Genomic DNA, 26,464 nt, shown 5'->3' with positions numbered 1-26,464 from the left:
CGTCACACTATGTGTAGGACGGCGGATGGCCAGTTTGCAATATTTCCGGCGGCTTTCGAATGTGTCTATTTTGTCTAGACAAATATAGAATCCCTGCCTACGATGCCTCAAATAAAGCGATAAAAAATGTCGCACAAAAATAAATCAAAAGGGGTTCAGATCATGAAAAAAACGTGGGTTCTCGCCACTATTGCAACGCTTGTCTCATCCGCTTCCGCCTATGCAGAGACGTCGGTGACCATCGGCATGTCCGGCTGGACCGGTTTTGCGCCGCTGACACTCGCCAAGGAAGCGGGTATTTTCGAAAAGAACGGCCTGAAGGTTGATATCAAGAAGATACCGCAGGCAAGCCGGCATCTGGCCCTGGCGTCGGGTGATATCCAGTGCGCTGCCACCACGGTGGAAACATGGATCGCCTGGAATGCCAACGGTGTGAAGTCCACCCAGATTTTCCAGATGGACAAATCGCATGGTGCCGATGGCATTGCGGTGCGCAGCGACGTCTCCAAGGTCACCGACCTCAAGGGAAAGACGATTGCCGCTTCCGCGCCCGGCACGTCGCCCTATTTCTTCCTTGCCTGGATTCTCAAGGAAAACGGACTGACGCTGAAGGATGTAAAGGTCGTCAATCTTGAGCCGGGACCGGCCGCGCAGGCATTTGTCGCCGGCCAGAATGATGCGGCCATGACCTATGAGCCCTACCTGTCCACCGTGCGTGCCGCCCCCGACAAGGGCAAGATTCTGGCCACGACGCTGGATTATCCCGCCGTCATGGATACGTTCGGTTGCACACCGGATTTCCTGAAGGACAATCCGCAGGCGGCGAAAGCCCTGGCGGACAGCTATTTCCAGGCGCTCGATCTCATCAAGGCAGATCCTGAGAAGTCCTATGCGACGATGGGCGCGGATGTGAAGCAGGCCGGAGAGGCCTTTGCGGCTTCGGCAAAGTTCCTGGAATGGCAGGACAAGGCCGCCAACCAGAAATTCTTCGAGGGTGAATTCAAGACCTTCTCCGAAAAATCGGCCGATCTGCTGCTCGAAATCGGCGTGATCAAGTCGAAGCCCGATCTTTCGACCCTCGCGGATACGTCCTTCATCAAGTGACGGAAGCAGGCGGCTGCGTCCCCTCGCAGGGAATCTTGCCGCCAATGACACGCAGGAAAGGTCTTCCACGCCGGGAATGGCGTGGAGGCGCTTTGAGGGCGCGGTGCCGCTGCCGCGCCAGTTCTCCCAGACAGGCGACAGTATGCAACCTCTTCAACCCATCAGGAACAGCACGAGGATTGCCCTCGGTATCCTGTTCTTCGTGCTGTTTTTCTCCGCCTGGGGCCTCGCCACGCTGGGCGGCTTCGTATCGCCGACCTTTCTGGCCGACCCCATCACCATGCTGAAGGACGGCATCTATCTCATCACCGATCAGGGCTTTGCCAGCGATATCGGCATGACCATCTGGCGCGTGGTGGGCGGTTTCGTGCTGGCATCGGTGGTCGCCGTGCCGCTCGGCATCGCCATGGGGGCGTATAAACCCATCGAAGCGCTGCTGGAGCCTTTCGTCTCCTTTGCCCGCTACCTTCCGGCGTCCGCCTTCGTGCCGTTGCTCATTCTCTGGGCTGGCATTGGCGAGATGCAGAAGCTGCTGGTGATCTTCATCGGTGCGGTGTTCCAGATCATCCTGATGGTGGCCGTGGCGGTCGCCGGTACGCGGCGCGATCTGGTGGAGGCCGCCTATACACTCGGCGCAAAAGACCGGGGCGTGGTTCGCCGTGTGCTCATTCCGGCCAATGCGCCTGACATTGCCGAAATCCTCCGCCTCGTTCTCGGCTGGGCGTGGACCTATGTCATCGTCGCCGAACTGATCGGCGCGTCTTCGGGCATCGGTTATATGATCATCAACAGCCAGGCGCTGATGGCGACCGGGCAGATCATCTTCGGCATCATCGTCATCGGTGTTATCGGCCTCATTTCGGATTTCGCGTTCAAATCGCTGAACCGGAAACTTTTCGCCTGGAGGCTTGCCTGATGAGCGAACTCGTTATCAAGGGCGTCAGCCGCACCTTTCCGGGCGTTCAGGGCGGGCAGCCGACGCTGGCCCTGCAGCCCACCAGTCTGGAAATACCACGCAATGATTTTGTTACCATCCTCGGCCCGTCGGGCTGCGGAAAATCGACCCTGCTGCGCATCATCGCCGGGCTTGACCGTCCGACGACCGGCGAGGTCCTGCTGTCCGGCCGGGCGGTGACGGGGCCGGGGGCGGATCGCGGTATGGTATTCCAGTCCTACACGCTGTTTCCCTGGCTGACGATTCGGGAAAACGTCGCCTTCGGCCTGCGCGAACGCGGCGTCGCTGAGAAGGAAAAATGGGAAATCGTTGATAGCTATATCGACAAGGTCGGCCTGCGCGGTTTTGAAAACCATTGGCCGAAACAGCTCTCCGGCGGCATGCAGCAGAGAACGGCGATTGCCCGTGCCCTGGCGAACGGCCCGAAAATCCTGCTGCTCGATGAGCCTTTCGGCGCTCTCGATAACCAGACGCGCGGGCTGATGCAGGAATTGTTGCTTGGCATCTGGGAGCGCGAGCAGAAGACCGTCATTTTCGTCACCCATGACATTGAAGAAGCGGTCTTCATGGCGTCGCGTGTGGTGACCATGTCCGCAAGGCCGGGTCGCATCAAGTCGATCACGCCGGTCGACCTGCCGCATCCGCGTCACTACACCGTCAAGGCCAGCCCGGAATTTTCGCAACTGCGCGCCAAACTGACGGAGGAAATCCGCAGCGAGGCGATTGCTGCCGCTGCCCATGGATAGTTGACCGAGCGAACCGGGAGGATGAAAGCATCGGGATGAGGAGCACAGGCGCCGATCTTCAGGAGAAATCACTGCACGAACGCATCCGCAACGATGTCGAGCGCCACATCATGTCGGGCGAATGGCCGCCTGGATATCGCATTCCCTTCGAACACGAGATGACCCGGCAATATGCCTGCTCGCGCATGACGGTGAACAAGGCGTTGGGCGAGCTGGTGCAGCGGGGCCTGATTGAAAGACGCCGCCGTCTCGGTACCTTCGTCCGCCAGCCCCATGCCCAATCGGCTGTGCTGGAAATCCATGATATCGAGCGGGAGGTGCAGGCGCTCGGCCTCGTTTACGGATACCGGCTGGACAAGCGGCATCTGCGCCCTGCCGGTGACGACGACGGTGCGGCGATGGCGCTTGCCGCCGATGCCCGGGTTCTGGAACTCACCTGCACGCATTTTGCCGGCGGCGTCCCTTTTTGTCTGGAGGAGCGCATCATAAATGTCATCGCCGTTCCAGAGGCGGAAATCACGGATTTTTCGCAGACGGGGCCGGGAACATGGTTGCTGAAGATGGTGCCCTGGAGCGCCGCCGAACATCGCATCAGCGCCGTTTCCGCCGACCGCAGGAGTGCGGCGGCGCTGGGCATCGCATCCGGTGCCGCCTGTCTGGTCATTGATCGTCGCACATGGCACGGGGCGGATTATATTACCCACGTCAGGGTCACCTATCCCGGTGACCGGCACGCGCTCGTCGCGCAATTTTCGCCTTCGCAGAGCAACTGAAGGCCGCAGCGCAGTCACTTTTTTGTAAAGAAGAGTTTGCGAGTCGTCTTTTGACAATATAATAGTTGTCAAAAGAACTCAGGTTTATTATCGGAACGTCAAGCTTTCACGACGGCATCCGTTCATGACCCCGGCTTTCAGGAGCCGGCCAATCTGCGGATGAGTTCATCGACGGAAATCCGGGATTAAAATTATGTCAGCTGAGACCTCCATTTCTTCCGCCTCCCTCAACAGGGCAAACAAGTTGCGGCATCTCTCCCTTGCCACGGCAGTCACCCTGCTGGCGGGGTTGAGTGCCGGCGTGGCTTTGGCTCAGACGGCATCCGACCCCCAGATTCAATCCGCGCCTCAAACGGAAACCGTCCAGCCCGCCCAGCCGCCGGCGGAAGCGCCTGTGACACCGAATGCGCCGGCGATCCAGCCAGCCCAGCCTTCCGCGACCGCACCGGAACAACCGGCCGCCGAGGTGCCTGCCCAGCCGTCTTCGAACCCGCCTGCGCCCGCTCAATCGGCAACCGATCCCGTGCCGGCACCCGAGGGCGTTGCGCCGCAGCCGACGCCGACCGAACAGCCGGGACAGGCCAGCCAGACGGTAGCGCCGAATGAGGCTTCGACGCCGATAGAGCCCGTGAGCACTGAACCCGCAAGTGCTGAACACCGCGCCGACATCCCGCACAATCTGTCGCCTTGGGGCATGTTCATGGCGGCGGACTGGGTCGTAAAGGGCGTGATGATCGGTCTTGCCTTCGCATCGCTGGTTACCTGGACGGTCTGGGTGGCAAAATCGATCGAGCTTGCCGGTGCACGGGTGCGTGCAGGCGCGACACTGAAGGTCATTCGCCGGGCCAAAACCCTGACCGAGGCAACCGAGGCTGTCGAAAACAAGGGTGGACCGGCCGCGCTCATGTTGCGCATGGCGACCCACGAAATGCAGCTTTCCGACGCGGTGGTCGAACACACGGATGGCGGTGGCATCAAGGAACGGGTTTCCTCGGCGCTGTCACGTATCGAAACCCATGCCGGCCGCCGCATGTCGCGCGGAACGGGTGTTCTGGCAACGATCGGTTCCACCGCACCCTTCGTTGGCCTGTTCGGCACGGTCTGGGGGATCATGAACTCCTTCATCAGCATTTCGGAATCGCAGACCACCAATCTTGCCGTTGTCGCACCCGGCATTGCGGAAGCGCTTCTGGCTACCGCCATCGGTCTCGTTGCCGCTATTCCCGCGGTGGTGATCTATAACGTTTTTGCCCGTTCCATCACCGGTTACCGCCATCTGCTGGCGGATGCCGCAGCCGGCGTGGAGCGCCTCGTTAGCCGCGACCTTGATTTCCGCCGTATTCCGCCAGGCAGTGCCAGTAAGCCCGCCGTGTCGCTGGTTGGACGGTGATCGATCATGGCTGGCGGAATTCGCGAAAACAGCGGTGACGATCTCTCCGAAAACCATGAGATCAATGTCACGCCCTTCATTGATGTGATGCTGGTGCTGCTCATCATCTTCATGGTGGCCGCACCGCTCGCCACTGTTGATGTGAATGTCGATCTGCCGGCATCCACCGCCAAGCCGGTGGAGCGACCGGAAGAACCGCTTTATCTGACGGTCAAGGACGATCTTTCACTCAACCTCGGCAATGATGCGGTCGCTCGCGAAGCCCTGGCAGCAGCGATAGACCGGCAGACGGGCGGCAAGAAGGATACGCGTATTTTCCTGCGGGCCGATAAGGCCGTCGACTATGGTCACTTCATGGAAATCATGAATCTGCTCAGGGATGCGGGTTATCTGAAGATTGCCCTGGTGGGGCTCGAAAATGCTGCAGCAGCAGCCACGCAGCCCCCGGCCGAGCCTACCGCGCCGGCGGCGCAGGGAACCGCGCCATGACCGAAAACGGCTACCCGCAGGCCCGCCATTCCCGTCTCGGGGAAGTGACGCTGTGGTCCACCGCGGCGCTGCTGATGCTGAGCGTTCATGCCGGCTTTGCCTATTACCTGATGCAGGAGCCGGAGGAACTGGATGCCGGCGGACCGCCGCCTGCCGCGATCATGATCGAAATGGCGGCGATACCGGAAGCCGTCAAGACCGAGGAAACGACGCAGGCGCAGGATGTCGAAGACGCCGAAGAGGTAAAGAGCGACAGCAGCGAACCGTTGGAAGAGGCCGCTCCGGAAGAGCCGCCACCACCGGAACCGGTTGCGGAAACACCACCGCCAGAACCCGTTCAGCCGCCTGAACCGCCGGTCGAGGAGATTGTCGAACCGCAGGAAATTCCCGAGCCGGTGGAGCCGATCGATCCCGTGCAGGAGCAGATGATGGCGGAACTCGAAAATGTCGAGGTTCCCTTGCCCGTCATGCGGCCTCCGCCGCCGCCTGTCGAAAAGAAGGTGGAAAAGAAAGAGCCGGAAGAGAAAAAGAAAGTCGAGCGCCAGCGTCCCAAACCGCAGCAGGCGTCGGAATTGCGCGAAACCGCGAAGGCGGAGGCCCAGCAGTCTGACCGGACGGCGGCATCGCGCAACAATGCCGGTTTCTTCTCGTCATCATCGGCCTCGCCTGCGAAATGGGGATCGAAGGTTCGCTCGCATATCCAGCGGCGCAAGCCACGTTCGCTGCGCAGTGATGCGATGACGGCGACAGTGCGGTTCAGGGTTAATGATGCCGGCGCCATCAGCGGGGTCAGCGTTGTGCAGTCTACGGGCGACTCCTCTATCGACCAGCAGATCGCAGCCTGGATTCAGAGCGCGTCACCCGTGCCGGCGCCTCCTCCGGAAGCAAACAAGACGATCACGCTGCCGATCAGCATCCGCTAGAACAGCGTTTGAACAGACGGCTATCCACTATTCTTCGCGCGTGAACCGGTTTGTGCGCGAATAAGATTTCGCGAATGTTTTCGATGGTGTAGGTCTTGTCGACTTTACCAAGCAGAGGCATTCCGGAATGAAATTCTCAATCGCAGAGGCGGAGGATCTCGTATCCTCTATCTTTGAGCGCAATGGCGTTCTGCCGCAGAACGCCCGCTCGGTGGCCAAGGCGCTCGTGGCGTCGGAAGCCGCGGGTCAGAGCGGTCACGGTTTTCGCCGTATTCCCGTTTATGTCCGCCAGGCGCGGGTCGGAAAGGTCGATGGCAAGGCGCGGCCGGTGGCGAAGCGCGTGAAGCCGGGTGTCCTGTTAATCGATGCCAATCATGGTTATGCCTATCCGGCGATCGACTGCGCGCTGGAGGAATTGCCTGAAATGGTCCGGCAGCAGGGCATTGCGCTTGCTGCAATCCACCGCTCCCATCATGCCGGCGTCATGGCGTTGACCGTCGAACGTTTTGCCGACATGGGTCTCGTCGCGCTCATGTTCGCCAATGCGCCGGCATCCATGGCGCCATGGGGTGGCAGCAAACCGCTTTACGGCACCAATCCGATCGCCTTCGCCACCCCCGTCGGCAACGCCGATCCGCTGGTGATCGATCTGGCGCTCTCCAAGGTCGCGCGCGGAAAGATCATGGCGGCGCGCCAGAAGGGTGAGACCATTCCGGGTGACTGGGCGCTCGACAGCAATGGCCGGCCGACGACCGATCCGGAAGAAGCGATAGCAGGAACCATGGTGCCCGCAGGTGAGGCGAAAGGTGCCGCGCTGGCGCTGATGGTGGAAATCATGGCCGCTGCGCTGACCGGCGGAAATTTCGCGTTTGAGGCCTCCTCCCTTCTGGATGACAAGGGTGCGCCGCCTGCCCTTGGCCATACGATCATAGCCATAGATCCGGTATCGACAGGCAGTGCGGCCTTTGCCGAGCGGCTGGCGCTGATTGCCGGCGAGATCGAAAAACAGGAAAATGTACGCCTGCCCGGCCGGCGCAGTCAGGGTATCCGTCGTCAGGCGCTGGAAGGTGGCATCGTCATCGAAAGCGATATTCTCGCCGAAATCCAGTCGCTCTAAAGAGTTGCAAAATGAAAACCCGGCGGATCCAGTGATCCGCCGGGCAAACCGTTTATGGCCGCTTGCATTTGCGTCTATATGGGCCGGAAATCATTTCCTGCCCGCTTTTGGTCCGCCATCCCGCCACCAAAATGGGGGATTTGACGCAGAAAGCCGCTCATCCGGTTTTCAGCTTACGGAAAGGGGACGAATTCACGTAAGCCTGGAGCGAAAAATCTTTAGATGTCCTGTTCAATCAGGCCGCGCAGCAGGGCAATGCTGACGGCATTCAGCAGATTGGCCGCGCCGAGCCTGGTCCGCACTGCTTCCAGTACGTCCTTCACTTCCGCTTCCTTCGCGCCAGTCACAAGGGCGATGTGGGAAGGGTGTTTACCCCGCGCCACCAGTCCCAGATAGTGCCGTTCCCGGTCTGAAAGGGTGATCTCGCGCGTCTGGCGATGTTCATGCGGCGTTTTTAAAGACATGTTCTTTCTGCCTCAAAAGAGATTGACCTTCCCGGAGTGCGATCAGGTAATAATTTCATTCCCTGAGACCCGCTCGCCAACGCTCTGTCTGCACGCGAACAGAAACGCCAATTTCGCCAATAAGTTTCATATGGCATCAGGAATTATGCGATGAACGGCCGCTTTCGCAGCCGGCAGGCCCCGGTATTGACGTTATCCCCCGGCCATTGGAAGAACAGTCGCTCCGATATCTCTTGAACCGGTATCGGTTCTGGCCCGGAACAATGTACAAATTCAAAGCTTTGGAATGTTTCCGTCACACTCGACGGGCCACGCGGCGCTCTAATAGGCGATATCGGACAGCGATAAAATAACATCCCACGCCAAGTTTTGCGTTCTTATTGTTATGTTTCGGCACACATGCCGTGAAAAGCCGACATAATTTTTAAATTTAAAGTGTAATTTTGAAATATAGGTGCCGTAAATGGGTTTTATCTGGCGGAATGATGCGCATGTTTCTTGCGAATATCCGTCGGGGTGGCCCCGAACCAGCGGGACACCGAGCGTGAAAACGCTCCGGGTGTCGAATAGCCCAGCCTGTAGCTTATGTCTGAAACCGGCAGGTCGCTTTCCACCAGAAGCTTGAAGCCGGCGTTCTTGCGTATGGCATCCTTGATCTCGTTGAGATTAGTGCCAAGTTCGGCAAGCCGCCGCTGAAAACTCCGTTCGGAGAGATTGAAATAGGGTGCGATCTCGCCGAGAGAAAGCTCCGCATCCGACAGCCGCATCTGCATGTATCGTTTTACCTGGTCGATGAAATGTGTTGCGTCGGCCGAGGTTTCCGGTCGCAGCATCCGGCACTGCAAATTCATCAGCTCGAAAAGCCGCTCATCCGCATTCGGATTGGCCACATCGAGAAGCGATACGGGAAGACGCATCGTATGGATCGGCTGGGAAAAACTGATCCGTTTGCTCATTTTTTCTTTAAATAGCTGAATATTAATCGGTTTCTGCCGCTCCAGACCGATTTCGATCTGGTGGATGCGCTCGCCCAGAATATCGCGAAGCCGCTGGATCAGAACTGTCAGGGATAGATCCACATATTGGTCCCGCTTGGCGATAACAGGCGCAAAGGACCAGGAAAGCGTTACATGTGTGGTGTCCGCAACCATGGTGAAATTGCTGTTGTTGGTTGCGTAATAAACGTGATCCTGAAGAAAACGCAGAAAAGCCCGCACCGTGGGCGCGCTGATCAGGCCATAGCCGAATGCGCCGGATGCACCGGCCGGAAAGCTGGAGGCGCATTGCAGACCGAAGGCATCGTCACCCGAAATCAGGGCGCAGGTTTCAAGCAGGCGGCACAATCTGTCGAGGCTTATGCGCTCCGTCAGGCTGTCGAAAGTGGCGGGATTGATATCGAGCGCCTTGCAGATGGGGGCGATATCGATGCCCCGCGACCGCGCATAATTGCCGACGCCGGCGGCCAGACCAGCCACCACAGTTATCTCGTCACTGACCCTCTTTTCGGGCATCCCTCGCCTTGGCGTACCATGTTTGGAAATTGTCGCCTGATGGTAAGCTTTGCAAGGCTATTTGTCGAGCAGTACGGGCCGGGAATTCAAGACCGGCCAAGGCCGCAGCTTTGTTCCAGCACCTGCAGGATGGTTCTGCCGGCATCTTCGATGGCGCCGCTATTATCCACCGTCGTCACGTCGAAGTCTCCGGTGACCGTAAGCGAACTGCGTTCCAGCCGCCGCAGGATATCTTCGCGGCTTTCCCGTCCGCGTTGTTCCAGCCGCCGTGCCAGCACCTCCGGCCGGGCAACGATGTTCACGACCTTGAGACGGGAAAAGGCCGAGCCGAACTGCGGCAGGGCCGAGCGGGAACCGTTGGCGATGACCACGTCTCCCGCCTCTAGATGACGGTGGACCATGGCCGGAATGCCATATTTCAGCCCATGCGCCTGCCAGGAGACGGCGAATGCGCCTTCATCCGCCAGCCGGTTGAACTCATGCATCGAAACCGCATCGTGGTTTTCGCCACCTGCATCGCCGCTGCGGGTAATGACCCGGCGGGTGAAGTGAAAACCGGGCCGTCCGGACAATTGCGTTGCCGCATAGTCCATCAGCGTGTCCTTGCCGGCCCCGCTTGGGCCGACAACCACGATCATCGTTCCCGGCATTTTTTCACGCCGGCTGTCCTCCCCGCCGTCGGTCATGCCACGCGCTTGCCCTGGCGCCAGACCGAACGGGCGACCGGAACGCCATCTTCGCGGTGAACCCGGACCAGATCGGCGCGCAATCCCGTTGCGATACGGCCGCGGTCAAGAAGGCCAACGGTGCGCGCCGGCGTGGCGGTAACCATGCGGAGCGCCTCCGGCAGGGTGATGGCTTCCACCTGATCGGCGAGCAGGAACGGTGCGAAAAGCAGGCTGAACGGCACATAGTCGGAAGAAAGGACATCCAGCACGCCGATTTCGGCGAGATCACGGGCAGCGATGTTACCGGAATGGGACTTGCCGCGAACGATGTTCGGCGCGCCCATCAGGACGCTCATGCCGGCGCTGTGCGAGGCCTTTGCCGCCTCGACGCTGGTGGGGAATTCCGCCAGCTTCACACCGTGGCCGATCGCTTCGCCCACATGCGCTTCGGTGGCGTCGTCATGGCTTGCGACCGTGATGCCGCGCTCGGCGCAGCGGGCTGCCAGATAATCGCGGTGCTTGGCGGAATATTCGGCCGATGCGGCCTGCCGCCGCCGCACGAATTCGGCAAAAGCCTCGTCGCTCAACCCGCGCTTCTTCTGGTAATAGAAGATGTACTGATCCATGGACTGGAACTGGCGCTGACCCGGAGAGTGGTCCATCAGCGAAATCAGCCGAACGCGCGGATCGGTTTCGAAGTCCTCGAAATGTTCGAGCACATCGGCGGAGGCAACCTCACAGCGCAGATGCAGCAGGTGATCCGCACGCAAACGGTTCTGGTCCGCTGCCGCCTCGATAGCGTCAGCCATTTCCCGCATTTCACCCTTCTTGAAACCGCCATCCTCATCCGAGCCGAGCCGCAGGCAGTCGAACACAGTGGTGATGCCGGAGGCCGCCACCTGTGCATCATGGGCCTGAATGGCGGCAATCTTGTCCCAGATCACGCCGGGACGCGGTGAATAATGTTGTTCCAGATGGTCGGTATGCAGTTCCACCAGACCGGGGATGAGGAAATCGCCTTCGAGGTCCTCTCCGGTTTTGGAGGCGCCTTCGCTGATATCGGCGATCTTGCCGTCGCGGATCAGAACAGATCCCAGAATAATATCGTCTTCCAGGACGATACGGGCATTGGACAGGGCGTGCTCGGTCATGGGTTCGCATCTTTCTTTGGCTGCTGGCCAAGCGGGTGCCAGCGATGAACGGTAAAGGGCGCGCCGCGCGTTTCTTCAATGAACAAAGCGAGGCCGGAAATGGTGAGAGGCTGGTCGACGAATTCGGCAAAACGTGCCGAAAGAACCTCTTGCAGGGTGGGCTGATCACCCTCGTCGATGCGGCCGGTGAGTGTCATGTGAAAGCGGAAGTCATCCATGACATGCGGATAACCCCAGAGTGACAGATTCTGCCGCTGGCTTTCCGTCAGCATTTGCGGCCGCCGCCGCGCAATATCGGTCTCCGACAGGGGCGCACGAAACCGGTCAAAATGATCGACGATCTCGGCGGCGAAATCCTGCAGCGGCTGGTAGGTCCGGTCCGGAACGAGCGCGAAAAACGGCCCGAGCGCGCCAACGACGACACGCGGAATATCGAAGGCCGACTGGCTGGCCGCGAAGTCTTCCACAGCGGTGAGCAGCTCCGCTTCATTGTATTTTTCGGCAAGCTCGAAAGGAGCCTTCAGCGTCGCGTGGAAGCCGTAACGGCGCGGTTCCTCCGTCATCTCGGCATAGTCGACGTGGTCGTCATGCAACGTGCCGGAAAATGCATTGCGGCCAAGCCAGCGTGACGCTGCTTCAGTCAGCGGGTGATCTTTAGCCGGAGAAAAATAGATGGCGTAGCGCACGGCAAGCACTCTTCAGTGTCATGGGAAACCAGGGATGAGAAGCTATTTGGCGTGACTCGCCCGCTTCCCGCAAGGTCAGGAGTGCGAGGTAATCGCTTTCCGTGACAGAATGATGATGCCCATGGAAAAAAGCGCATTCAAAATGCGCCAACCACTCCGAGTGCAATGAGAGCGCAGACGGATATGACGAGGGGAGATGGCCGGCATAAATCAGGACTGCGCGAGTGTCTGGGGTGTGAGGACAAACGTCGCTGCGACTTTCGTCACCACACCCCGATCATGGCCTAGTGCTGTGTCTTGCCGATCAGGCGGGAACGCAGCGAGTTGGAAATATGGTCGAACAGGAAAACGACGAAGAGGATAAGCAGGACCATATAGGCGACCTTGTCCCAATCGGCATTGGTACCCATCGCTTCCAGCAGTTTCAGGCCGATGCCACCCGCACCCACTGCGCCGATGATCGTGGCGGAGCGGGTGTTGCTTTCCCAGAAATAGAGCGATTGCGAAATGAAGACCGGCAGCACCTGCGGCAGCACACCGAAGCGATTGACGGCAATCGGGGAAGCGCCGACCGATTTGACGCCCTCGCGCTGCTTGTCGTCGACATTCTCCAGCGCCTCGGCATAGACCTTGCCGAGCGCGCCCGTATCGGTGAAGAAGATCGCGGCAATGCCAGGGATCGGTCCCGGGCCGAAACTGCGGGTGAAGAACAGCGCCCAGATCAACATGTCGATGGAGCGCAGGAAGTCGAACAGGCGCTTCATGCCCCAGTTCGCAGCCTTGTTGGCGGTGATATTGCGCGCCGCGATGAAGGCGAGCGGCAGGGCGACGAGTGTGCCGAACAGCGTGCCGACAAAGGCCATGACCAGCGTCTGCATCAGCTTGGATAGAATATCGGCATGCTGCCAGACGCTGTTGTCGAGGAAATCATCCGCCATATGGCTGATATTGGAGCGCTCGGGATCGAGCCTCTCGCCCCAAAGCGCGAGAGCCGCCAGTTCGCCATAACCCTTGCCCCAGAATTCCGACTTGGTGTCGAACAGGAAATTCGCCCATCCAAGGAAACGGCGTTGCACATAGACCTGGCTGGTACGGATTTCCGCCTGTCCGGCAAAACCGTAATGCACGAGGACCTTGTTGCCGTCCTGCTGGATTTCCTGCGGCCGGTTTTCGGGCGCCCGTGCCTGTTCGCCATTGATGATGACGGGATAGCTTTGACCGTCGACATAGACATCCACCCGGGTCGGCGTCACGTCAAGGCGGTTTTCCGTACCCGCATAAACGACGCTGTAGCCGCCATCCGGGAGAGGCTGCAGCCAGTCGATCTTTGCGTCGACGGGATATTGTCCGCGGCTCGACCATTGCGGCTCGACCTTGCCATCCTCGAAGCGCAGGCGCGGCTGGGCGCGCCAGGAATACCAGTCCTGAATATAGCTCGACGCACGATCCCAGCGGCCCTGCATGAAAGCCGGCCCGACATTAAAGAAGAAAAAGCAGCTGATGAGATAAATGACGGTGGCGAGAATACCGATCAGCAGACCGTAACGCTTCATGAAGCCGCGTTTGAAAATTGCGGGATGCGCGGCGGTCAGCCTTTCGCGCTCGGCAGTGTTGAGAATGAAGCTGGAGGACATCAGGCTGCTCCCCGTCCGAATTCGAAGGACTGATGGCCGATCAGTCTGCGGCGCAGCCAGCTGGAAAACTGGTCGACGGCGATGATGGTGATCAGCAGCAGGATGATGATGGCATAGGTCTTGGAAGCATGGTCATTGCCGATCGACAGCCGGAACACTTCGCCGATGCCGCCGCCGCCGACCGCACCGATGATGGTGGAGGCGCGCACGTTGATTTCGGCGCGCAGCAGCGCATAGGATACGAAATTGGGCAGAACCTGCGGCACGATGGCGAAGCGAACCCGCTCCAGCCAGTTGGCGCCGGCGGCGCGCAGGCCTTCATCGGGCTTCATGTCGGCATTTTCCACCACTTCGAAGAACAGCTTGCCAAGAGCGCCGATCGTGTGGACCGAAATCGCGATGATCGCCGCGATCGGACCGATCGACAGGATGGCGGTCAGCAAACCGGCGACGACGATTTCAGGAAAGGCACGCAGCACTTCCATCACCCGGCGCACCACCCAGCGCACGAGGCCGGCGCCGACGAGGTTGGTGGAGGCGAAGAAGCAGAGCACGAAGGCGAAGCCGGTGCCGATGATTGTCGAAACCAGCGCGATGTTGAGCGTGATGATCAGCTGGTAAATGAAATGCGGGATGTAGAAGCCATCGGTGATGTAAACGCGATCCGCGACATAGTTGTATTTCAGCGAGCCGTTCGCATAGGGCGATGGCAGGTCGAACATCGCCCGGAAAATTTCCAGCGGACTGTCCGGCACGAAGGTCTTCATGAAATCGAAGAAATAGGGCAGGCGCTCGAAGAACTTGCCCGAATTGGCCGCATTGGCGAAATTCAGTGAAGCGGCGAGAATGACGAGGAAGATCACGAGCGAAATGACGGTGTAGATCCGCCGTGTCGCAAGCTGCTGTTGATAATGGCGCATGACCGTCTGGGACGATGCGCTCAATCCCTCGGGCGAGAGGGTGCCATGGTGCAGTGTGGTCGCCATGCCGCTTTTTCCTTTATTGGCAAAAGCGGCGGCGCCGCAAGGCACCGCCGCTTTCGGTTATGATCTCAGGATCAGCCGCCGATAACGGACTTACGGGCGTCGATGATCGTCTGGTAGAAGGACGGATCGACCTTGATGTAGGCGGTGTTCTTGCCCTGGGTGAAGCCCTGGAAGCATGCGAGGTCCTTCTTCGGTAGTTCCATGAAGAAGTCTTCGACCTTCTGCTTCATCGCGTCGCCGAGCTTGTTGGTGACCATGAGCGGGCCGTTCGGGATCAGCGGCGACTTCCAGACTTCGACGATATCGTCCATGTCGAGGTTGCCCTTCTTGACCATCTGGTAGAGGTTGCCGGCCGTGTAGCCTTCTTCCCACTTGCCGACGCCCGAACCGAAGGTGGTGCCAACGTCGAACTTCTTGTCGAGAACGGCGAGAACGAGGTTCTCATGGCCGCCGCCGAAACCGGTTTCGGAGAAGTATTCCTTGACCGGAACGCCGGTTTCCTTCGGGATGGCGACGTTCGGAACGAGGAAGCCCGAGGTGGAGTCAGGGTCGGCAAAGCCGATCTTCTTGCCCTTGGCGTCAGCCAGCGTCTTGATGCCGCTGTCCTTGCGGGCAACCATGATCGTGTAATAACCGGTCGAACCGTCGGCGCCGGCCGTGGTCAGGATCGGGTCGACGGCCTTCGGATCGGCCAGGGCGATCTTGGCGTAGGAGGAAGCGCCCATGGAAGCGATGTCGATGGTGCCGCCGAGCAGGCCCTGGATGACGCCGTTATAGTCCGGCGACGGGAAAACCTGAACTTCGGAAACGCCGGTTGCAGCCTTGAGGCCATCGGCAACGCACTTGGTGTTGCGGATCTGGTCGGCTTCGTTTTCGGAGCCGTCGAGACCGATGCGCAGAACCTTGACGTCCTGAGCCATGGCGGAACCGGCCAGAACGCCAAGGGCGACTGCCGAAAGAAGGACTTTCTTCAACATGGACTTTCTCCTGTTTCCCGGCGAGCCGGAGTTTGTTGTGAGATGTCGGCCCTTGACGCGGGCGCAAACGATGCTGAGCGGTTCCTCAGAGCCCGGCGAGAGCGAGCGGTTCGGGACCGGCAGATTGCTGCACCGGACGCGCGGCAAGCTGCGCGCCGGGAATATTGATGCTGGTCGAGGTCATGGTCTCGTCGATGCCGGAGCCTTGCGAATCGGTTCCGTAAATCTCCGTGACGGCCGCAGCGGTCAGCTCCGCCGGTGTTCCGTCGAAAACGACGCGGCCCTGTGACATGCCGATGATGCGTTCGCAATAATTGCGCGCCGTATCCAGCGTGTGCAGGTTGGTGATGACGGTAATGCCTTCGCGTTCGTTGATATCGCGCAGCGCGTCCATCACGATCTTGGCATTGAGGGGATCGAGCGATGCGATCGGCTCGTCGGCCAGAACCATCTTCGGAGACTGCATCAGGGCGCGGGCAATGGCGACGCGCTGCTGCTGGCCGCCAGAAAGCGTGCCGGCCGCCTGCATGGCCACATGCTCGATGCCGAGGCGCTCCAGCGCGGCGATCGCCATCAGGCGCTCGTCATTGGTGAAGATGTTGAACAGGCTGAGCGCCGTCGAACGGTGGTTGAGGCGGCCGAGCATGACATTGGTAAGCACGTCGAGACGCGGTACCAGATTGAACTGCTGGAAGATCATGGCGCAATCGCGCTGCCAGTTGCGCAACGCAGCGCCCTTCAGCGCCGATACTTCCGTATCGTTGAAATGAATGGAACCCGAAGACGGATCGACGAGGCGGTTGATCATGCGCAGCAGCGTTGATTTGCCAGCGCCCGAGCGTCCGATCACGCCGACCATCTGACCCTGCGGTATCTCGACATTCACGGCATCGACCGCAGTGTGGTTGCCGAAACGGCGCGTGACTTGCTTCAGGTGAAAGCTCATTTCCCCGTCCAATCTTCTTATGACGGGGTTCGACCTAACAGCGGTCCATGAACTGCGCGTGTCAGTTTAATGAAGAAAATATTACAGAATTCGCAGATACGACACTCTGGCGTTCGCCGACAAACCTTTCGTCAAGCGTGTCATGAGCAGCAAATTCCGCCTGGTTATCAGGAGCCGACAAACAGAAATCCCGGGACATGGCCCCGGGACTGCAATTGCTTTGGTATGAGCGGAATTCACCCGCCATATTTCGCCACGAAATCCTCGGCGGCGAGCGTGCGGAAATCATCGAGCGCGCCGCGCAGTCTTGCATGGTCCCAATCCCACCAATTCAGATTGTCCATGCGCCTGCCAAGCTCTGAGGGAAAACGCTCGCGGATCAGCCGGGCGGGCACGCCGCCGACGATGGTATAGGGCGCAACATCTTTGGAAACGACCGCCCCGGCCCCGATTACCGCACCGTTCCCCACCGTCACACCGGGCAGGAGGGTCGCGCCATGGCCGATCCAGACATCGTGGCCGATCACCACGCGCTTGGCGCGGCGGGCGGCGAAGAAATCCGTTTCATCCTCGGCGTCGTCCCAGTAGCTGCGGGCGCGATAGGTGAAATGGTGCAATGTCGCCCGCTGCATCGGGTGATTGGTGGCATTGATGCGGACGGAAGCGGCGATATTGACGAATTTTCCGATGGTGGTGCACCAGATCGCGCCATCCTGCATGACGTAGGAGTAGTCGCCCATCTCAACCTCCTCGAGGCGGCAGCGCTCCGAAATTTCGGTGTAGCGGCCGATCGAGGAATTGGTGACGCGGGCGGTGTCGTGAATGACGGGTTCGAGACCGACCTTGACACTCATGCCGCTGCCTTCCGGGGAGAGAATTGCGAGACGTCGAGAATGCGGTCGGCAACGGCTTCGCGCACCTCCTCGTCGTGGAAGATGCCGAGCAGCGCCGTGCCCTTGTCCTTTTTCTCCCTGATCATGTCGACCACCACGCGCCGGTTGGTGGCGTCGAGCGAGGCGGTTGGCTCGTCGAGGAGCAGGATCGCGTGATCGGTGATGAAACCGCGCGCGATGTTGACGCGCTGTTGCTCACCGCCCGAAAAGGTTGCCGGCGGCAGCGACCACAATTCCCGCGGCAGGTTGAGTTTCGAAAGCAGCATGGCTGCCTGTTCGCGCGCGTCCCCAGTGGCAACCTTGCGCGCCAGAAGCGGCTCGGCAACCACGTCGATGGCCGCCACACGGGGCACCGTGCGCAGGAACTGGCTGACATAACCGATGGTGCGGTGGCGGATATCGAGGATCGTGCGTGGCGAAGCATTGCCGATATCGATGACCTCACCCTGATGGCGGATGAGGATCTGCCCGCTGTCGATGGCGTAGTTGCCATAGAGCATTTTCAGGATCGAGCTTTTGCCGATACCTGACGGGCCGCCGAGAACGACGCATTCGCCGCCCGAAACGGAGAAATTGACATCGCGGACAACGGGCAGTTCGATGCCGTCGCGAAGATGCATGGTGAAGCTTTTGAAGACTTCCGAAACGATAAGAGGCGTCGTCATAGCGTCAAACCTGCAAGATGGAGGAAACAAGCAATTGCGTGTAGGGTTCGCGCGGATCGTCCAGCACCCGGTCGGTGAGGCCATGTTCGATGACGTCGCCGCCCTTCATCACCATCATGCGATGGGACAGCAGCCGCGCTACGGCCAGATCATGGGTGACGACGACGACGGCAAGGCCGAGATCGTTGACGAGACCGCGCACGAGATCGAGCAGGCGCGCCTGCACGGAGACATCAAGGCCGCCCGTCGGTTCATCCATGAAGACGAGGCGCGGTGAGGTGACGAGATTGCGGGCGATCTGCAGGCGCTGGCGCATGCCGCCGGAGAAGGCGCGCGGCTGGTCGTCGATACGGTCGGTGCCGATTTCTACCCGCTCCAGCCATTCGCTGGCCGATTGCCTTATGTTGCCGTAATGCCGGTTGCCCACGGCCATCAGCCGCTCACCGACATTGGCGCCGGCCGAAACCGCCATTCGCAGCCCGTCCGCCGGGTTCTGGTGCACGAAGCCCCAGTCGGTGCGCATCAGGAAACGCCGTTCGGCCTCACCCATGTGGTAAAGGTCACGTACCGAACCGTCGCGCATGCGATATTCCACGCTGCCCGCCGTTGGCATCAGCCGGGTGGAAATGCAGTTGAGAAGCGTGGTCTTGCCGGAACCGGATTCGCCGACAATGGCCAGAACCTCGCCCGGATAAAGCTCGAAGGAAACGTTGCGGCAACCGGCGCGGTCGCCGTAATATTTGGAAACGTCCCGGACTTTCAAAAGCGGTGCGTCGCTCATTCTGCGGCCTCCTTCACATCCGCCAGCATATGGCCCTTGTGGCCATGGGCACGGCGGTCCTCGCAATGGTCGGTATCGGAGCAGACGAACATCCGCCCGCCCTTATCATCAAGCACCACCTCGTCCAGATAGACATTCTCCGCGCCGCACAGTGCGCAGGGCTTGTCGAAGCGCTGGATTTCAAAGGGGTGATCCTCGAAATCCAGGCTGACGACGTCGGTATAGGGCGGCACGGCATAGATGCGCTTTTCGCGCCCGGCGCCGAACAGTTGCAGGGCGTCCGACATATTCATTTTCGGATTGTCGAATTTCGGCGTCGGCGAAGGGTCCATCACATAACGCCCGGCAACCTTCACCGGATAGGCATAGGTGGTGGAGATGCGGCCGTTGCGGGCGATGTCCTCGTAGAGCTTGACGTGCATCAGACCGTATTCCTCTAGCGCGTGCATGACGCGGGTTTCGGTCTCGCGTGGCTCGAGGAAACGCAAGGGCTCGGGAATGGGAACCTGATAGACCAGAACCTGACCGGAATGCAGTTCTTCTTCCGGAATGCGGTGCCGCGTCTGGATGATGGTCGCATCCCTGGTGCGGGTGGTGACGGCAACATTCGCCACCTTCTGGAAAAAGGCACGAATGGACACCGCATTGGTGGTGTCGTCGGCACCCTGGTCGATCACCTTCAGCACATCGTCGGGGCCGACGATGGAAGCGGTGAGCTGCACGCCGCCGGTGCCCCAGCCATAGGGCATGGGCATTTCACGGGAAGCGAAGGGGACCTGGTAACCGGGAATGGCGATGGCCTTCAGGATCGCCCGGCGGATCATCCGCTTGGTCTGTTCGTCCAGATAGGCGAAGTTGTAGGCAGCCAGCCCGTCGTCAAATGAAACTTCTTCAAGCATTGCGCGTTAACCTTGCGAAAAAAGGAGTACAAGCTCATGGAGATTGGAATTCTTGCAGCCGTGTTCTTTGCTGTGTTTGCAGCATCGACCGTCTTTTGCGCTTACTGGTTTGGGGAGCAGCACAGCCGCTGAGCTATTCGGCCGCATCGCCCATCCATTCCGCGCCATCAGCGTTGATCGCCTCGAAATCGGCGCGCATTTTCCTGACCAGACCGAGTTCGGCCTGAAAATCCACGTAATGCGGCAGTTTCAGGTGTTCGACAAAACCTGTCGCCTGCACATTGTCGGCGTGTGAGATGACGAATTCCTCATCCTGCGCCGGGGCAACGACATCTTCGCCGAATTCACCGGCCCGCAGCGCCCTGTCGACCAGCGACATGGCCATCGCCTTGCGTTCGCTCTGACCGAAGACCAGACCGTAACCGCGGGTGAACTGCGGTGGCGCCTTGGCCGAACCCTTGAACTGGTTGACCATCTGGCATTCGGTAACCTGGATATCGCCGAGGGAAACAGAAAAACCGAGTTCCGGTACGTCCAGTTCTATTTCCACGTCGCCAATGCGGATTTCGCCGACGAAGGGGTGTGTGCGGCCGTAACCGCGCTGTGTCGAATAGGCGAGCGCGAGGAGGAAGCCCTCGTCGCCGCGCGCCAGCGATTGCAGGCGCAGGTCGCGTGGCATCGGAAATTCCATCGGCTCACGTGTCAGATCGCCGGCAATATGATCGTCAGGCATATCGCCATCGCTTTCGATCAGCCCTTCTTCGGCGAGAATGTCGGAAACCCGCATGACATAATCCGGTTCGCCTTCACGAATGGCAGCGGTTTCGACAGCCTCGTCTTCGAGCAGCGAGGGATCGAGCAGACGATGGGTATAGTCGAAGGTCGGCCCCAGCAATTGCCCGCCCGGCAAGTCCTTGTAGGTTGCCGAAACGCGCCGCTGCACCGTCATGTTAGCCGTATTGACCGGCAGCGAATAGCCGAACCGCGGCAACGTGGTGCGATAGGCGCGCAGCAGGAAGATGGCCTCGATCATGTCACCGCGTGCCTGCTTGACCGCAAGGGCTGCAAGCGACTGATCATAAAGTGAGGCTTCCGCCATGACGCGGTCGACGGCGAGTGAAAGCTGCGAAACGATCTGCGCGACCGTCATCGCCGGCAGATCGCGGTCGCCGCGCCGCTTGTCGGCCAGAAGCCGGTGGGCGTTGGCGATGGCGGTTTCCCCGCCTTTGACAGCAACATACATCTTATGCCTCCACGGGTTTAATGCGCGTCGTGCGCGGCAGGCAGACGAATTTATCGCCGGCCGTCAGGATGACATCGACGCCGCGCGGGAAGATGGCGTTGTTCTCCGCCCACAGCCTCGGGAATATGTCCGGCAGGCCGGTTGGGCTGATGATGTTGATGTGGCGGATGCCTGGGCCGGACAGCAGCAGTTCCTGTCCGCCATCGAGATCGGGTAGCTCGATGATGACCGTGGTGGAACGGTCGGGATATTCCTGGCTTCCCTGGGCGAAGAGGCCGAAGGAAGCTATGGCGCTGCCCGCCTCGATAACGGCGAAATGTGCAGCGCTTTTTTCTTCCGTCGCAATTGCCCCGGTGTGAAATCCGACCCAGCCCGGCACCGCAGTCTTGCGCAACGCGCCGCTCAGCCAGACCGGCGTGTCATGATCGCAGAGCGCCAGCAGAACCGCGCCAGTTGCAGGAGCAAGCGGTAGCGGCGGGGCGACCGCGGTTTCGATTGTCTGCGGTGTGCCCGGACGCGCCATGCCGTCCATCAGTTTCTTGAAAATCCGCTGGGAATCGAAGACGGCGCTGGAAAAGCCGCCTGTCAATGCTTCGGCCTTTACACCCATCAATCCTCTCCTCTAACCATGGTGAAGAAATCGACCCGCGTGGCGGCGGTTTCTTTGGTTTTGCGCTGTTTTTCCTCGTTCAGTCTTTTTTCGACCGGTGACAGAAGCTCGGTTTCGATGAAGTCGCGGGTCGGGTTTTCCTGCCAGAGAGCGTCGAAAACGGCCGCATACCAGGCCTTCTTGCGACCGGTGCCGAGAACATGGGCATGGCCGACAGTGCCGGAAGCAAGCTTGATCGTCGCGCGGGTAACGGTGGTTTCACCCAGATTGAAAGGCGCGCCGCCGCCGCCGATACGGCCCTTGACCATGACGAGGCCGGTTTCCGGCCCACGCACGTTTTCCGTCTGCGGGCTGGCGTCCTGCCGGTTCCAGACCGCCTCAAGTTCCTGAACGGTGGCGCGGGCAAGAAGTGCCGCCACCCGCTTCCTTTCACTAAGTATATTCGCAACTTCGTTATTCATCGCTTGACCTCTAATGTCTATTGATATAGACAACTATACAATATAAGCTACAATTAACGTCGATGAATGACAAGCGTGTGACATGAGCCCTTCGGCAGCAATGAAAAGAAAGAACGGCGTCGCACTCTGGCGGCAGATCGCCGACAGGATCAGGGGCGAGATCGCGGCTGGTGATCACGATGAAACCGGCATGTTGCCGCCCGAGATGACACTGGCGGAAAAATTCGGCGTCAACCGCCACACCGTCCGAAGCGCCATTGCCGCATTGGCGAGCGAAGGCATCCTTGAGCCGAGGCAGGGGCGCGGCACGATGATTGCCCGCAAGGAACGGCTGAGTTTTCCGATTTCACTGCGCACACGCTTCACGGCAGGCATCGGCGATCAGGTGAAGGAAATGGAGGCGCTGCTTCTTTCCCACACGACCGAGCCTGCAAGTGCCGATCTGGCAGCGCGGCTGCAACTCCAGACCGGCGCTCCGCTCGTGCGTCTGGAGACCCTGCGCAAGGCCGACACCCGGCCGGTGTCCCGTTCGACCACATGGTTTCCGGCGGATCGTTTCGCCGGAATAGGCGAGGCCTATCAGAAAAGCGGTTCTATCACGGCCGCTTTCAAGGCGCTCGGCGTAGCGGACTACGTGCGCATCTCGACCGTTATTTCAGCCAGCCACGCCGATACGCAGGATCTCGCCGATCTCGAATTGTCGCCGGGTGCCATCCTGCTCGTCACTCAGGCGCTGAATGCCGATATGGATGGCGTGCCGGTGCAATATGCCGTCAGCCGATTTTCGGCCGATACCGTCGAGTTCACGGTGGAAAATTAGGGTACAGGCTTATTCCGCCTGCGAAAGACCGAGCACATCCAGCATGGAATAGAAGCCCGGCTTCTTGTCGAAGGCCCAGACAGCCGCCGTAATCGCGCCGCGCGCGAAAATGGAGCGGTCGCCGGCATAGTGGGAAAGCTCGACGCGCTCACCCTCGCCGGCAAAGATCACCGAATGTTCACCGATCACCGAACCGCCGCGCAGCGTGGCGAAACCGATGGTGCCGGTCTCCCGCGCACCCGTATGTCCGTCGCGCACGCGCACCGAGGAGGTGGTGAGATCGACCCTGCGGCCGGCTGCCGCCGCTTCGCCAAGCAGAAGTGCCGTACCGGACGGCGCATCCACCTTGTGCTTGTGGTGCATTTCCAGAACTTCGATGTCCCAGTTCTGCGCATCCAGTGCCTGCGCCGCCTGTTGGGTCAAAACGCTGAGCAGGTTGACGCCGAGGCTCATATTGCCCGACTTGACGATGCGCGCATGGCGCGATGCCGCCTTGAATTTTTCCTCGTCTTCGGGGGAGCAGCCCGTGGTGCCGATGACATGCACGATGCGCGCCTGCGCGGCGAGGCCGGCGAAGGTGACACTGGTTGCCGGTGAGGTGAAGTCGATAACGCCTTCCGCATGCAGGAAGGCCTGCAGCGGATCGCTTGTGATTTCGACGTCAATCGGGCCGAGACCGGCAATCTCGCCGGCATCGCGGCCGACAAAGGCCGAGCCCTCACGCGCGACGGCGGCATGCAGCTGGACGCCTGGTGTCTGATGAATGAGGCGGATCAGCGCCTGTCCCATGCGGCCCGCCGCGCCGACCACCACCAGTTTCATGCCGCTGTTGCCCATGCTGTCACTCACTTCTCATGTCGGGCGGATCGAGACCCGCCGGTATCGGACGTTTGATATTTGCAGCGGTGACGTTAAAGACCAGCCGCTCGCTTCGCAAGCGTCACATGGGAAGGGGAGCCGCTTTGAGAGGAGAGCGGTCAGGCTCTCCAGCGCCGCCCATCCAGCGCCAGGCCGAAATCGGAAGGCGTTCTTGCATAGGTGGCAAGGCCGGAAAGCGCCGCCTGCGGGTGGGTGACAACGAAGGTCGGAATGGTCCGCATCAGCGCGCTGTGTGGTGCCTTGTCTTCGAATGCGGCCCGGAATTCCGGGCTCTTCAGCGCCGGGATGATCTTCTGAGAAATGCCGCCGGCGAGATAAACGCCGCCCTTGGCCATGAAAATCAGCGCGAGATCGCCTGCCACACGGCCGAGATAGGTGCTGAAAAGCGAAAGCGTTTCTTTCGCCTGCGGATTCTGGCCCGACAGCCCTTGCGAGGTAATGTCGGCCGGATCGGAAAAGACGGGCTCGATGCCATCGGTCTTGCATACGGCGCGGTAGAGATTGACCAGTCCGCGCCCGCACAGGATCTGCTCGCCGGCAACACGGCCCTCAATGGTTTCGATATGCGGGAAAACCGCATAGTCACGCGCGCTTCTTGGGCCGACATCGATATGGCCGCCCTCACCGGGCACCGGAAACCACATATGGCGGGCGTAAACCAGACCGGCAACCCCGAGGCCCGTGCCCGGTCCGAGAACGACGCGTGACGCCAGCATGTCTTTCTTGCCGGAGCCGATAGGCTCGCGGTTGTCGTCGTCAAGCGCTGCAATCGCCAGAGCCTGCGCTTCGAAATCATTGATGACGATGACGTCCTTCAGGCCGAGATTAGCCAGCATACCCTTCGGCTTGACGACCCAGTGGCAGTTGGTGAGCGGTATCTCGTCGCCTTCGATAGGGCCGGCAATCGCAAGAATGGTCGAAACCGGCTGAAGCGAGGTCTTGTCCAGAACCGCCTGCTGGATGGCGTCGTCGATCGTCGGATATTCCGCAGTCTTTACCGTGGTCAGGTGTACTGGTCCCGCAAAGGAATCGATCAGAATGGAAAAGCGGGCATTGGTGCCGCCGATGTCGCCAAGAAGGATCGGAAAGGACAGATATTCGGTATCGGACGTCTTCGGCATTGCCTGTTCCATGTTGGGGAGAGTCAGTCGGCGAGGTGGAAGTCGATGAGGTTTTCTGCGGTGGCGCGGTTAAGCGCCATGGGAATGTCATAGACGGTGGCAAGACGTGTCAGCGCCTTCACGTCAACATCATGCGGCATGGCCGTCAGCGGATCGGTGAAGAAGATCAGCATGTCCACTTCGCCTGTCGCGATCATCGCGCCGATCTGCTGGTCGCCGCCAAGCGGCCCGCTTTTCAGACGAATGACCTCAAGTCCCGGGCAGGCTTCCTGCACGCGCCCGCCAGTGGTGCCGGTCGCGACGATCCTGAAACTGGAGAGCGCCTTCTGGTGATGACGGGCGAAATCCGCCATATCGTCTTTTTTCTCGTCGTGAGCGATGAGCGCGATACAGCGTTGCCCTTCCATGGTCCCAGCCTGTCCCCGTAAAGAATTAAATCGATTTGAAGCCTTCTATAACAGCTTGCCGCCATTTGAAAAGGGAAGCTGTTGAATGCCTCATTTCTGTTTCAGTTCAATGTCGGACGCTGGGTCGGAAGCGGAATATCCGATGGCGGCTGCAGGGTGGGGGCTGCCTGAATGACCTGTTCCACGCTTTGCTGGCGCGTTGCCGGAGCCGGGGAGTAGGCCTGGGCCGCAAGCCCCTCGGGATTGGCGGAAGGGGCAACAGCCACGGCGGCGCAGGCCGAGGGCAGATCGGAGACCATGACCGGGCGCGGTTTCACCGGCTTGGCATTGGGGTCTTTTTTCGGCGGCGCCCATGGTTCCTTGGTGAACCACCAGGCGAGCGACTTATCGCAGCCATCGCCCTTGCCCACGGCCGCCTGCGGTTTGCAGTTCGGCGCGCCGGGCGGGCATTCGAGGCGGATGTGGAAATGTTCGTCATGCCCATAGATCGGCCTGATCTTGCCCATGAAGGTGCGGTCGCCAGTCCATGTCTGGCAGAGCTTCTGCTTGATGGCCGGGTTGACGAAGACGCGTTCCACCTGCGGATAGCTCGCCGCCATCATCACCAGCCGGGCATTGAGCGGCGACCATTTGCGATCATCGACCGTCAGAAATTTGCTCTTGTCCAGCATGGAGATGAACGGCACCGTTTCGCGCTGCTCCACGCTCAGCCGGGGGTTAGGCATCGGCCGCCACCAGACATCCACATCGAGGCCGATCTGGTGCGAGGCATGGCCGGTCAGCATCGGCCCGCCGCGCGGCTGGGAAATATCGCCGAGCAGCAGGCCCGGCCAGCCGATTTTCTGCGCATCCTGTGAAAACCGCTCAAGGAAGGAAATCAGCTGCGGCTGGCCCCAGCGCCGGTTGCGTGAAAGCCGCATGGCCTGCCAGCCGGGACCGTCCGTCGGCATGGCGATGGCGCCGGACTGGCAGCCCTTGGCATAAGAGCCGATCGGCTGGGAGGCCGCAGCGGAGGGCAGGGCCATATGGCCGAACACTTCTTTCGCAGGCCGGTCCTCGGCCGATGCGGTTTCCATCTGCAACTGCAGCGCGGAGACGACCGAAATCGCCAGCATGGCCGCCTTGAAAATTCTGGATGATCCCGCCGTCATATAGCCGTGTCCGT

At 60.1% G+C, this 26,464-nt stretch carries 29 protein-coding genes; 9 read left to right on the top strand and 20 right to left on the bottom strand.

Annotated features, from left to right (window positions below; genetic code table 11):
* The first annotated feature begins 162 nt into the window (after positions 1-162).
* The 8 genes from JZX88_RS03530 to JZX88_RS03495 all read left to right on the top strand — a co-directional run bounded on the left by JZX88_RS03530 (position 163) and on the right by JZX88_RS03495 (position 7,497).
* On the top strand, positions 163-1,104 hold the full coding sequence (locus tag JZX88_RS03530) for an ABC transporter substrate-binding protein (protein ID WP_065114551.1): 942 nt from the start codon (positions 163-165) through the stop codon (positions 1,102-1,104).
* Between the two features lie 142 nt (positions 1,105-1,246).
* The gene (locus JZX88_RS03525; protein WP_065116092.1) at positions 1,247-2,020 is read left to right on the top strand and encodes an ABC transporter permease; all 774 of its coding nucleotides are present in this window, start codon (positions 1,247-1,249) and stop codon (positions 2,018-2,020) included.
* Positions 2,020-2,805 carry an ABC transporter ATP-binding protein gene (locus JZX88_RS03520; RefSeq protein ID WP_065114552.1) on the top strand — a complete coding sequence of 262 codons (786 nt, stop codon included), beginning with the start codon at positions 2,020-2,022 and terminating at the stop codon, positions 2,803-2,805. The genes JZX88_RS03525 and JZX88_RS03520 overlap by 1 nt, the downstream gene beginning before the upstream one ends.
* Positions 2,806-2,840: 35 nt before the next feature.
* Positions 2,841-3,578, top strand: a complete 738-nt coding sequence (gene hutC / locus JZX88_RS03515) for a histidine utilization repressor (RefSeq protein ID WP_206912549.1) — start codon at positions 2,841-2,843, stop codon at positions 3,576-3,578.
* Positions 3,579-3,771: 193 nt separating this feature from the next.
* Positions 3,772-4,968, top strand: a complete 1,197-nt coding sequence (gene exbB / locus JZX88_RS03510; protein WP_206912547.1) for a tonB-system energizer ExbB — start codon at positions 3,772-3,774, stop codon at positions 4,966-4,968.
* 6 nt (positions 4,969-4,974) lie between these two features.
* Entirely contained in the window at positions 4,975-5,457 is a 483-nt protein-coding gene (gene exbD / locus JZX88_RS03505; RefSeq protein ID WP_174028705.1) for a TonB system transport protein ExbD, read from the top strand.
* Complete coding sequence (locus JZX88_RS03500; protein WP_110755811.1) at positions 5,454-6,380, top strand: TonB family protein; 927 nt, start codon at positions 5,454-5,456, stop codon at positions 6,378-6,380. The genes exbD and JZX88_RS03500 overlap by 4 nt, the downstream gene beginning before the upstream one ends.
* Positions 6,381-6,507: 127 nt before the next feature.
* Positions 6,508-7,497, top strand: coding sequence for an Ldh family oxidoreductase (locus tag JZX88_RS03495; RefSeq protein ID WP_206912545.1), 990 nt, complete (start codon positions 6,508-6,510; stop codon positions 7,495-7,497).
* A 218-nt stretch (positions 7,498-7,715) separates the two neighbouring features.
* On the opposite strand, the gene JZX88_RS03490 is transcribed toward JZX88_RS03495, so the two are convergent.
* The 16 genes from JZX88_RS03490 to phnG form a co-directional block, all read right to left on the bottom strand.
* Positions 7,716-7,961 (bottom strand): LuxR C-terminal-related transcriptional regulator, encoded by a 246-nt coding sequence (locus tag JZX88_RS03490; protein WP_142855154.1) that lies wholly within the window; start codon positions 7,959-7,961, stop codon positions 7,716-7,718.
* A gap of 470 nt (positions 7,962-8,431) precedes the next feature.
* A complete protein-coding gene (locus JZX88_RS03485) occupies positions 8,432-9,472 on the bottom strand; it encodes an AraC family transcriptional regulator (RefSeq protein WP_206912544.1) in 1,041 nt (346 codons plus the stop codon).
* Positions 9,473-9,558: 86 nt separating this feature from the next.
* Complete coding sequence (phnN, locus tag JZX88_RS03480) at positions 9,559-10,158, bottom strand: phosphonate metabolism protein/1,5-bisphosphokinase (PRPP-forming) PhnN (RefSeq protein WP_174028709.1); 600 nt, start codon at positions 10,156-10,158, stop codon at positions 9,559-9,561.
* Complete coding sequence (locus JZX88_RS03475; RefSeq protein ID WP_142855155.1) at positions 10,155-11,291, bottom strand: alpha-D-ribose 1-methylphosphonate 5-triphosphate diphosphatase; 1,137 nt, start codon at positions 11,289-11,291, stop codon at positions 10,155-10,157. Before JZX88_RS03475 ends, phnN begins: the two co-directional genes overlap by 4 nt.
* Positions 11,288-11,986, bottom strand: coding sequence for a DUF1045 domain-containing protein (locus tag JZX88_RS03470; protein WP_206912543.1), 699 nt, complete (start codon positions 11,984-11,986; stop codon positions 11,288-11,290). Before JZX88_RS03470 ends, JZX88_RS03475 begins: the two co-directional genes overlap by 4 nt.
* A gap of 275 nt (positions 11,987-12,261) precedes the next feature.
* A complete protein-coding gene (phnE, locus tag JZX88_RS03465) occupies positions 12,262-13,611 on the bottom strand; it encodes a phosphonate ABC transporter, permease protein PhnE (RefSeq protein ID WP_110755803.1) in 1,350 nt (449 codons plus the stop codon).
* The gene (gene phnE / locus JZX88_RS03460) at positions 13,611-14,597 is read right to left on the bottom strand and encodes a phosphonate ABC transporter, permease protein PhnE (RefSeq protein ID WP_065114563.1); all 987 of its coding nucleotides are present in this window, start codon (positions 14,595-14,597) and stop codon (positions 13,611-13,613) included. The genes phnE (JZX88_RS03465) and phnE (JZX88_RS03460) overlap by 1 nt, the downstream gene beginning before the upstream one ends.
* A 71-nt stretch (positions 14,598-14,668) precedes the next feature.
* Entirely contained in the window at positions 14,669-15,574 is a 906-nt protein-coding gene (gene phnD, locus JZX88_RS03455) for a phosphonate ABC transporter substrate-binding protein (protein ID WP_065114564.1), read from the bottom strand.
* An 85-nt stretch (positions 15,575-15,659) separates the two neighbouring features.
* Complete coding sequence (gene phnC, locus JZX88_RS03450; RefSeq protein ID WP_110755799.1) at positions 15,660-16,520, bottom strand: phosphonate ABC transporter ATP-binding protein; 861 nt, start codon at positions 16,518-16,520, stop codon at positions 15,660-15,662.
* A gap of 236 nt (positions 16,521-16,756) precedes the next feature.
* Positions 16,757-17,374 carry a DapH/DapD/GlmU-related protein gene (locus JZX88_RS03445; protein ID WP_206912542.1) on the bottom strand — a complete coding sequence of 206 codons (618 nt, stop codon included), beginning with the start codon at positions 17,372-17,374 and terminating at the stop codon, positions 16,757-16,759.
* A complete protein-coding gene (gene phnL, locus JZX88_RS03440; RefSeq protein ID WP_065114567.1) occupies positions 17,371-18,078 on the bottom strand; it encodes a phosphonate C-P lyase system protein PhnL in 708 nt (235 codons plus the stop codon). Before phnL ends, JZX88_RS03445 begins: the two co-directional genes overlap by 4 nt.
* Before the next feature lie 4 nt (positions 18,079-18,082).
* Complete coding sequence (phnK, locus tag JZX88_RS03435) at positions 18,083-18,859, bottom strand: phosphonate C-P lyase system protein PhnK (protein WP_003524419.1); 777 nt, start codon at positions 18,857-18,859, stop codon at positions 18,083-18,085.
* The gene (locus tag JZX88_RS03430) at positions 18,856-19,758 is read right to left on the bottom strand and encodes an alpha-D-ribose 1-methylphosphonate 5-phosphate C-P-lyase PhnJ (protein ID WP_065114568.1); all 903 of its coding nucleotides are present in this window, start codon (positions 19,756-19,758) and stop codon (positions 18,856-18,858) included. Before JZX88_RS03430 ends, phnK begins: the two co-directional genes overlap by 4 nt.
* Before the next feature lie 133 nt (positions 19,759-19,891).
* The gene (locus JZX88_RS03425; protein ID WP_206912541.1) at positions 19,892-21,001 is read right to left on the bottom strand and encodes a carbon-phosphorus lyase complex subunit PhnI; all 1,110 of its coding nucleotides are present in this window, start codon (positions 20,999-21,001) and stop codon (positions 19,892-19,894) included.
* Position 21,002: 1 nt separating this feature from the next.
* Positions 21,003-21,611, bottom strand: coding sequence for a phosphonate C-P lyase system protein PhnH (gene phnH, locus JZX88_RS03420; RefSeq protein WP_065114570.1), 609 nt, complete (start codon positions 21,609-21,611; stop codon positions 21,003-21,005).
* Positions 21,611-22,072 (bottom strand): phosphonate C-P lyase system protein PhnG, encoded by a 462-nt coding sequence (gene phnG / locus JZX88_RS03415; protein WP_065114571.1) that lies wholly within the window; start codon positions 22,070-22,072, stop codon positions 21,611-21,613. The genes phnH and phnG overlap by 1 nt, the downstream gene beginning before the upstream one ends.
* A gap of 82 nt (positions 22,073-22,154) precedes the next feature.
* Here phnG and phnF point away from each other — a divergent pair, with 82 nt between their 5' ends.
* Positions 22,155-22,892, top strand: a complete 738-nt coding sequence (gene phnF / locus JZX88_RS03410) for a phosphonate metabolism transcriptional regulator PhnF (protein ID WP_065114572.1) — start codon at positions 22,155-22,157, stop codon at positions 22,890-22,892.
* Positions 22,893-22,901: 9 nt separating this feature from the next.
* Here the strand turns inward: phnF and dapB are convergent, their stop codons facing one another.
* The 4 genes from dapB to mepA all read right to left on the bottom strand — a co-directional run bounded on the left by dapB (position 22,902) and on the right by mepA (position 26,450).
* Positions 22,902-23,729 carry a 4-hydroxy-tetrahydrodipicolinate reductase gene (gene dapB / locus JZX88_RS03405; protein WP_206912619.1) on the bottom strand — a complete coding sequence of 276 codons (828 nt, stop codon included), beginning with the start codon at positions 23,727-23,729 and terminating at the stop codon, positions 22,902-22,904.
* A gap of 140 nt (positions 23,730-23,869) precedes the next feature.
* Positions 23,870-24,892, bottom strand: a complete 1,023-nt coding sequence (locus JZX88_RS03400; protein ID WP_206912540.1) for a glucokinase — start codon at positions 24,890-24,892, stop codon at positions 23,870-23,872.
* Positions 24,893-24,915: 23 nt separating this feature from the next.
* Entirely contained in the window at positions 24,916-25,299 is a 384-nt protein-coding gene (locus tag JZX88_RS03395; RefSeq protein ID WP_065114575.1) for a methylglyoxal synthase, read from the bottom strand.
* 101 nt (positions 25,300-25,400) lie between these two features.
* Positions 25,401-26,450 (bottom strand): penicillin-insensitive murein endopeptidase, encoded by a 1,050-nt coding sequence (gene mepA / locus JZX88_RS03390; RefSeq protein WP_065114576.1) that lies wholly within the window; start codon positions 26,448-26,450, stop codon positions 25,401-25,403.
* Positions 26,451-26,464: the final 14 nt, after the last annotated feature.

The sequence above is a fragment of the Agrobacterium sp. OT33 genome, from assembly GCF_017313365.1.
Lineage (GTDB): Bacteria > Pseudomonadota > Alphaproteobacteria > Rhizobiales > Rhizobiaceae > Agrobacterium > Agrobacterium rhizogenes_A.
Note: the sequence above shows the minus strand (reverse complement) of the source record. Positions and strands in the feature narration are given on the sequence as shown.